This is a genomic window from Dehalococcoidia bacterium, assembly GCA_041653995.1.
In the GTDB taxonomy this organism is placed as follows: Bacteria; Chloroflexota; Dehalococcoidia; order GIF9; family UBA5629; genus CAIMUM01.
The window spans coordinates 1-8137 of record JBAZEK010000020.1 but is presented as its reverse complement, the minus strand read 5'-3'; the positions used below and the strand labels follow the sequence as shown (position 1 = coordinate 8137).

General features: G+C 51.2%; 8 protein-coding genes. All 8 read right to left on the bottom strand.

The window, feature by feature from the left end; genetic code table 11:
• On the bottom strand, positions 1-504 hold a 504-nt coding region (locus WC359_14120), incomplete at its 3' end, for a site-specific DNA-methyltransferase (protein ID MFA5401582.1).
• Between the two features lie 153 nt (positions 505-657).
• Positions 658-2187 (bottom strand): hypothetical protein, encoded by a 1530-nt coding sequence (locus WC359_14115; GenBank protein MFA5401581.1) that lies wholly within the window; start codon positions 2185-2187, stop codon positions 658-660.
• A complete protein-coding gene (locus WC359_14110) occupies positions 2184-3017 on the bottom strand; it encodes a hypothetical protein (protein MFA5401580.1) in 834 nt (277 codons plus the stop codon). The genes WC359_14115 and WC359_14110 overlap by 4 nt, the downstream gene beginning before the upstream one ends.
• Before the next feature lie 525 nt (positions 3018-3542).
• Positions 3543-4454, bottom strand: a complete 912-nt coding sequence (locus WC359_14105) for a hypothetical protein (GenBank protein MFA5401579.1) — start codon at positions 4452-4454, stop codon at positions 3543-3545.
• On the bottom strand, positions 4454-5074 hold the full coding sequence (locus WC359_14100) for a hypothetical protein (GenBank protein ID MFA5401578.1): 621 nt from the start codon (positions 5072-5074) through the stop codon (positions 4454-4456). Before WC359_14100 ends, WC359_14105 begins: the two co-directional genes overlap by 1 nt.
• 229 nt (positions 5075-5303) lie before the next feature.
• Positions 5304-5549: a hypothetical protein gene (locus WC359_14095; GenBank protein ID MFA5401577.1), complete on the bottom strand. Its 246-nt coding sequence runs from the start codon at positions 5547-5549 to the stop codon at positions 5304-5306.
• A complete protein-coding gene (locus tag WC359_14090; GenBank protein MFA5401576.1) occupies positions 5539-5721 on the bottom strand; it encodes a hypothetical protein in 183 nt (60 codons plus the stop codon). Before WC359_14090 ends, WC359_14095 begins: the two co-directional genes overlap by 11 nt.
• Before the next feature lie 3 nt (positions 5722-5724).
• Positions 5725-8137: SNF2-related protein (locus WC359_14085; GenBank protein ID MFA5401575.1), on the bottom strand; the 2413-nt coding region annotated here is incomplete at its 5' end.

Here is an 8137-nt window from a genome sequence, read left to right as displayed (position 1 = left end):
GTTAATGCAAGCAACCCCTGTAGTCCCGCTCCCGGCGCAGTTATCCAACACTGTGTCAGTCTCATTGGTATAGGTACGGATAAGATATTCAAAGAGGGCAACTGGTTTTTGGGTGGGATGAACATTTTTACTATGAGAAACCCCTGTAAAACGAAGAATTGTTGTTGGATATTTATGGGTATAAAGTTTCTTCAATTGAACGCCCTGATTTCCTCCGCACAGTTCGCTGCGTTTTGTCTCTATTTCCCCGTAATACGGTTTATCCAAAAGAATCATTATCGGGTTATAGGGACAGTGACCATTAGAAAATACAATAACATCTTCGGTTGCCTGCATCGGTCGTTTTTTGGCAACCAAATGGCCAACCGGTTTGTCTTTGATCCATGTCCAGCAATGCTTAAACCATTTCGGATTACTCATCACTAATGCACTCGTGAATGGCTGGCTTGCCGTCAACACTATCGCCCCGTTGTCCTTGATAATCCGCTTGTACTGTACCCACAACGGTTCAAACGGGATGATGGTATCCCACTTGCAGGCGGTCTTTCCTCAACCGTAGGGCAGATCGCACAGCACCATGTCAATGCTTTTGTCTGCCAGTCTCGACATCTCAAGCAAGCAATCCCCGCAGATTATTCTGTTGTTCATGTTTCTACCTCAGAATGAAAATAGCAACGGCCGACCGACCCAGAGGTCCTGGGCTATCTTTACCGTGCGCTCGCTGAAAAACTCGCCCTCACGCTGGACGACCATATTGATCCGCATGATGCCGGACTTCTTCTCGTCAGGAGTCTGGTTCAGGCCCACCATGGCCGTGACGTGGGCATACTTGCGCTTATCCTCGCTGTAGTCGCCCATGTCGATCAGCTCCTTGCCGTAGGCGCGGGCGCTGGCCTGCGTGGCCGTCACCACGAGGCAGTGTCGCTCCTGGCTCAATCCACGCAGCAGCTTCCACGTCCGGTTCTGCTGGTGGCGGTATTCCTCACGCCTGTCCTCCGGGGCAAGGTTGTCCGCATAGTCAATCACTACTACATCAGGAATAAAGTTGTCAAACGTCTCCCAGTTGTCGAGGATACCCTTGATCCCGCTGACCGTCAACTGGTCGCTGGGATGGACCGACAGCCGGAAATCACGGCCCTTGATCCTCCCGAGGAAACGGCACCCGGTCTTCCACGCCTCACGCCAGGTCAACGGTTTGGCTTCAGGAACTTTCCGATACCACAGAGAACCCCTGAAGTTCTGGTCAGCGATACATTCGGTACAGGGCTTGTGTCCGTCATGGTCGCCTGACAGGTACAGCCCCTTGAGCTCGCTCCTCTCGATCTTTTCTGCAAGGGCTTTTCGCCGATTACCTTTCTGACATCTTCCCAGCTGGCCTAGCAGGCAGTCCGGTACGGGACTTTCATGCATCTGGCAATAGCAGGGAATGTTGCTTCTACCTGCCAGCCGGACGCTCAGCCGGAGGGTCACCTGGTCTTCGCTCATGTCCCCGACCTGAAACAGGGCTACGTTGCATCGGGCCTTGGCCGCCCGGATGGCGATCTCGTTCAGCCACCAGGTCTTGCCCCGCTTCTCCGGCCCCATGACGGCCAGGAACTGGTCCCGCTTCAGCTCCCGGTTCAGCATCCTGCCCAGCGCGCCAGGGAGGGAGAAGAGCGGGGTCTCCTCGTGCTCAAACGCCCTGGAGATGGCGTCCGCCGACCTGAACGGATTTTCACCCAGCGAAAGCGGCCTGCCGACCCGCTTGTAGCCGCCCAGCAGGGACTCAGCCTCCTGCACCTCACCTTCCAGCAGGCAGCCGCTGATCTCCCTGGATAGCTGGGACAGGCTGCGGGTCTTGAAATAGGCCTCGGCCTGGTCAAGCAGATAGTGTACGTTAACCTTATCCGCACGCGCGTACTCGTCGGACAGGCTGGTAAGCAGGTCGGAGATGAACTCCCGCTCGGCAGGGTCCATCCGTGTGGCGTGGCTCTCGAAGATGTCCTTGACATGAGGGCCAGGCGCCTTGCCGTACTGCTTGAAATAGCGGGCGCACCACTCCGCCACCGTCCGGACAAACCGGGTCTCCACCAGGTCCGGGTCGTAGAAGGTGACGACGCCCTCCATGAACTCGGTGGACACGATCATCCCAGTTAAGAGTCTACGCTCGACTGAGCCGTCAACCGTCTGTCGGTGTATCTTTATCATTTGAAGTCCACGTCCCTTATGCCCATCGAGTTGCCGTAGTCAGAGTTGTCTGCCGGAAACCTGCGGGCTTCAGGTTCCCTCTGTGGCGGTGGTGCCTGCTTTTCCATCTGCGCCAGAATATTCTGGAACTTTGTGCTTCCGTTGCCTGAGCGGCCACGGAGGCCGACAATGGAGTGCACGTTGGTAGACCAGAAGTTGTCATCAAGTGTCCAGGTGACCGCCTTGATAACCTGCGGCAGCGTGTAGCCATCTATCCGCACCAGCTTGCCTATTGTGTCACATGCCTGGGCAATCTGCGACTGCGGGGTGTTCTTGACAATGTTTGGGAACCGCTCCCGCTGGATAGTATAGAACCGCTTAACGAAGTGTTCAATCTTTAAAAAAAAGGGCTCTTCTTTCTTTTGCTCTTCTTTCTTTTGCTCTTCTTTCTTTTGTATCTTCTTATATGGGGGTGCGAAAGGCTGAGTCTGCGAAAGGCTGAGTGTGCGTTTCGCATCTTTAGGCTTACTCACCCTTAGGCCTTTAGGTAGGTTTGCCTCTTCTGAGATGATCCAATGTCCAGCTATCCACGCTTTTGTGGTGCTATCTTGTTGTTTTTGAAAGCCAATATACCCAGCTTGCGTCAGTTCTCGTATACCTGAACGTGTGGCAGATATGCCGTCGGATGAAAATTGATGTAAGTTGTCTGCACGGATATGGTATCCTTCAGAGTGAGACAGCAGATATGCAAGCAACCCGCGCGCCTTCCATGATAAGGAGACATCTCGTAGTGTTTTATTGCTGAGCAGGGTAAAGTCTTTTTGGTGTTCACCGCGAATAAATTCGGTCATTTTTATCTTCCTCCTGAAAGTTTGATATTATAAATATCTTTTTTCGCTTGCTCTAATCGTCTTTTTGACCATTTGAACGTCTGTTTTACAATATGGTCTTTACGCATGTCGGGGCAATGTTGACTTGCGTATAGATAAAGTCATAGCATCTGCTGGATCTTTGGCCATTAGAAGTTGATCTAATGCGGTTTTGTGTAAAACAAGAGGCATATTATTCATCTGGGACCTCCTTGATGGGAAAAGAAAACGGCCAGCAGGCAATAGGGCGCCGGGAAGTCCAGATGAGCCCACCTTGAAAGTGGTATCACAACCCGTCTATTGTTGCTGACCGTTTGATTTTGAAGTTTATACATACTCGTCTGGACCTGTCGTTTTTATTCCACGCGAGGCGCACTTCGCGTTTCGTGGTAAATTATATCCCATGCGGATCAAATAATAAATAAATATCTTTGCTGATGCCAATTAAAGGCAAGCAGGTAAAGGGCGGAACAGCATTATCTTTGCATTTTCATAAGGTTACTAAAGTTACCTTTCTACGAGCTCGGCCATCAGCTCGTGCGCCTCCAGGTCAGTCAGGTCGTCCGGCCCGTCTGGCCCCGGGAGCTCCACGATTTCCGTAACGCCGGGGAACAGGCTGAGCCGCGCCGCTAGCGTTTGCGCCTGGACCCGGCCGGTGTCGTCGCCGTCGAACAGCACCATGCGCCGCCTGAACCGTCGCAGCAGCAGCACTTGGGCGTCGGTGACCGTCGCACCGAACGTGCAGACGGCAGGCGTGCCCAGTCTCCAGACCTTGGCGGCGCCCTCGGTGACGACCACCAGGTCCCCCTCCAAACGATCTAGGCCGTAGATGCAGTTTTTAATGGGCGTTGCCGCCAGCGCGTCGGGGCAGGACTTGTACCGCATGGGTGACTTCCCGGTGACGTCCCGCCCCTGGTAGCAGATCAGCTTTTTATCCCTGTCGTAGATCGGGATGATAATGCGATGGGCGAATGACCCGAGGTTTCCCGTCCCGCAGAGCCCCCAGTCCCGCTCCAGCTGGTCGGGGTCGAAGCCCCGTCTCCGCAGATAGGTGCGGTGCCTGTTTGTCATCGGGCTAGTGCCGTAGGGCAGGCGTGTCTCCAGGGTGTTAATCCTTGGTACCCGGGTGGTCCCAGGACCTGCCGAAAGGTCTTTCCTGTGACCCTCTGAGACCCGGTGCTCCCGGCACAACCTGCGGGCCTTGGGGAGGTCGACCCCCAGCAGGGCGGCAACGGTTTCATCCTCGGGGAGCGGTCCGCAGCGGAAACAGAAAAAGTTTCCACCGTCTGTCGGGTAGCCGAGATGGAATTTAGAATCAGAACAAAAGGGACAGCAGACATTGCACCAGTTTGTGCTTCCAAGCCGGTATTGTATCTCAAACTTTTGTAAAAGTTTTTCGATGTTTAATGGTACTTTCATTATCTGCCTGTTTTATTAAAAGTATCACGTCTTTTTTTTGACCACGGTTTTCCAACATGACAATCATGCTGCAGTTGTATAAATGCGGGTTTGTCTTTGAATTTGTGTGGTTTACGCATTTTTTCTTTCCACCAGAGAGGTATAGGACCTCTTTTTCTTCCTGTTAATTTTGCAATTGTTTTTGCTTTACCTTCTTCTGGATAATGCCAACCGCTTTTAATGAGTTTTTTACGGGCAAGTCCAATGTTTTTTCTCCATTTTGGGGATAAAATACGTCCAGTTAATGCGGCGCTAATTTTTTTACCTATGGCACCTGTAGAATCAAAGGTGCCTTCCCCACCATCTGTACCGTTTACCAGGTCGAGTCCCATCTTTCTGTAGTGCGCGATATAGGCGATTTCCGCCTTGCACCCGTCCCCGCTTACCTCGGTCTGTAACTCTATGGTAGGTGTTAATCCCCTGGCAAGCATCGAGCGGATCCAGCAGCAGCGATGATTTTTGCCACCATGCGTAGCCTCATAAAGATGTCCTGCCAATCGGTATTCAAGTGTTCTGGTGGTTTTTCCGACATTTCGAATGTTTCCGTACTCGTCGAGGAGGTGATAGATCTTAGCGCACATAGCAATCTCCCATCATTGTTCCCAGCTGAAAGAGGCAGGACAGGGTCGGCTGGGAGACCGACCTCTTCGAGTCTGGGAGCTACCCGTTCTCTATTCCTGCACATATTATACCTTGTTCCTTTGGGAATGTACACATTTATTTTTTACGCATGGAAGATTTTGCCACATCCCGTTTGTCGAGGGCAGTAGGTCGGCCTGGATGCCGGCGTCGGCAAGGAGTTGCTCCAGGTCAAGGGGCGTCTTGCGCAGGTTTGTCATAGGTGATCTTTGCCCCCTTCTCAAGGAGTTCCTCAGTAGTCCAGGTGCCGTCCCCTATTTGCCCGTTGGCGAACAACAGGTGATAGTTGTGGTCGGTGCGGATGTTTCGCCCGGCGTGGACGAGCTGTGCGAGGGTTCGGCGGGTCTTTCCCAACACCCAATATCCTTCCCAGTTGCCGGCGCCGGGGAATGTTGTGCGCTGTGGGTTACTTGTCATTTTTCAATACCTCCGCACGGGTCTTCTCGTACTCCTCGCGCAGGAACCGTTGCAGCAGGTAGGTCAGCATGTCAGCTATCGACTTGCCGTCGAGCCTGGCTGCCGCGGCGAACCTATCTTTGAGTTTTCGCGGGAACCTGTGCACCATCCATGAGCATCTTTCATCTTTCATCTTTCATCGCCGTCCTTTCAGTTTGAGTTTCTCGATCAGTTTTTTCATCATGCTTTGTGACTCGTCTATGATTCCATCCAACACACCGTCCAGCACCTTTCGTTTTTTGCCAATCAGTTCGATGATGTCTTCCTCGAGCGTTCCGGCAGCGACCAGGTAGTAAATTGAAGCCGCCCCGGTCTGGCCAATGCGGTGAATCCTATCCTCGCACTGGCTGATTTCTGAAGGTGTCCAGGGATATTCCAGGAATACGGCGTCCTGCGCCGCTGTCAATGTGAACCCCATGCCCGCCACCTGCACGTTGCCGATAAGCATTTTGATGGCTGGGTCGGTCTGGAACTGCTCCACCACTTTTGACCTGATTCGCACATCAGTTCTCCCGTCCAGCGCTATGGCGATCTTCCCGTACCGCTTCATCAGCTTGTTGGTTGTGCTGTGGTGGATGTCGAAGACGACAATTTTATTACCGGTCTCGAGGAAGTTGTCGAGCCACTCATAACAAAGTTCCAGCTTTGCCATGATAGCGGCGCGGCGCAGATGTCCAATCGCCGTGATGTCCTTGAGCGGGTCGGGCTTTTCATTCTCCCAGACGCCGAAGGCCTCGCGCAGGGCGTCGTCGTAGATGGACTGGCCATAGGTGTCCAGGGTCAGCGGCACGGTGGTCTTGGTCTTGGGCGGCAGGTCTTTGAGCACATCAGCTTTCAATCGTCGGATCATGATGTTGCGGTCGAGCCGTTGGTGGAGTTCGTCGGTATTACTGGCCCCGCTGAAGTCCCAACCGTACCCGTTGTGCTTGGCTCCACAATAACGGTTGGCATAGTCCCAATACTTCCCAAACTCGGTAGGTGCTAAGATGTTGAGTGTGTTGAAGAACTCGATGGGGCGGTTGACGATAGGAGTTCCACTAAGTGCGATGACATGGGGCTTCCCTTTACAAAATGCTTTGACTGCTTTGGTCCGATGGGTCTTGGCATTCTTGATAAAGTGACAATTTGAAACGAGAACACCATTTGCGAAGTAATTATGGGTGTTTTGGATTTCTAAATTATAGACAAATTGATCTTGTCCAGAACCATTTGGGGAGTGTTCATTATTTCTCGGTTCCAGAATCTTAATACTTTCCACCCTAACATTTGTAAAGCTAAATTTTTTTTCTGGTCGGATTTTTGCTGAATAGGATTGCAGTGACTTCCACCATCTACCTCGATTGCAATTTTTTTGTCTGGGATGGCTATGTCTATCTTGTAATTCTTTGGCAGGTTTTTGATTAGAGCCATCACCGGCCATGTGCTGACACAGAATTCCATTTTCCCTTTGATTAGAGCTGCCAGCATAATTTGCGGGGCGGTGTATGCTCCATTTCCACCACGGGGTCCTTTCCACACTCCCCAGGTTCCTTTTCGTATTTTTGTCTGTTTCATTTTCTTTTGTACGTCTGGTCGACTTGAGGGGTTGTTTATTTTCATTCGATCGGAACATCTTTTTGCAAAGGCTTTTCCTTCCAGTGTTTGATTCCATTGTTTGCGGGCGATTATAGTTTTTGCAGTTCGTTCTTTTGTAAATATTTGCGCTCTGATTTCTGGTTGACTCATTCTCCACTTTGCTGAGCAAGAAGTTCCGCAGAATCGTTTTTTGCCTTGCTGTTTTTGTCGAAACCATTTCTTGCATAATTCGCAACGTGTGAGTTTGTACTTTGCTATTTTCATCGCTGCACACGTTTTTTCTCGGTACTCGGTAGTTGACCAATGTTCCAATGTGGCACAGGAGCGTCCGCAAAATTGTCTTTGTTTTTTTATTGGTTTCCCACACCGTCTGCAAAATGTCTCCAGGTTTGATTTTATCGGCTGTTTTGTATTCATTTGATGTTACTTCCCATATTTTATGGTTTGGGGTGCAAGAGATTGATCCCCCATTATAGTTGATTTTAATTAGTCCTTTTGTTTTTTGATTCTTATTATACTGGATAATAGGTTGGAAGTAAATCTTTTTTTTCAGGAAATTATAGCTTAAACATTTAACAGGTAGTCGATGTTCCACAATGTCACCGATCAACAGCATCCCTTTATCAGTAACGACAGGAGTATTGTAAGGAAAACACTCGTCGAGTACAACCGTGCCGACATTAACCAACACTGGAAGCCAGTACTGAAGAATATCGTAGTTGATTATCAAAACATCCTGACCAGTTTGGGAGGCGTCGCTCTTTGTGCCGGACAGGATGCGTGCTTTTAGAGTAGTCCAAGCCAGACACTCTCGTTCCCAATTCCCCTTTAGTGAGCAGGGACACACCACGAGCGCGGGCAACGCTTCAGGGTGTAATTGTAACCACGCCAGCGCCTGCACCGTCTTACCAAGCCCCATCTCGTCCGCCACCAGCACCCGCCCGCCCCGGTCCTCGATGAACCCCACACCCTCT

Bases quoted from the DNA above. Each gene is read 5' to 3' on its own strand.
- WC359_14090 (MFA5401576.1), bottom strand. From the start codon at position 5,721: ATGAAAGATGAAAGATGCTCATGGATGGTGCACAGGTTCCCGCGAAAA.
- WC359_14115 (MFA5401581.1), bottom strand. From the start codon at position 2,187: ATGATAAAGATACACCGACAGACGGTTGACGGCTCAGTCGAGCGTAGA.
- WC359_14110 (MFA5401580.1), bottom strand. From the start codon at position 3,017: ATGACCGAATTTATTCGCGGTGAACACCAAAAAGACTTTACCCTGCTC.
- WC359_14100 (MFA5401578.1), bottom strand. From the start codon at position 5,074: ATGTGCGCTAAGATCTATCACCTCCTCGACGAGTACGGAAACATTCGA.
- WC359_14095 (MFA5401577.1), bottom strand. From the start codon at position 5,549: ATGACAAGTAACCCACAGCGCACAACATTCCCCGGCGCCGGCAACTGG.
- WC359_14105 (MFA5401579.1), bottom strand. From the start codon at position 4,454: ATGAAAGTACCATTAAACATCGAAAAACTTTTACAAAAGTTTGAGATA.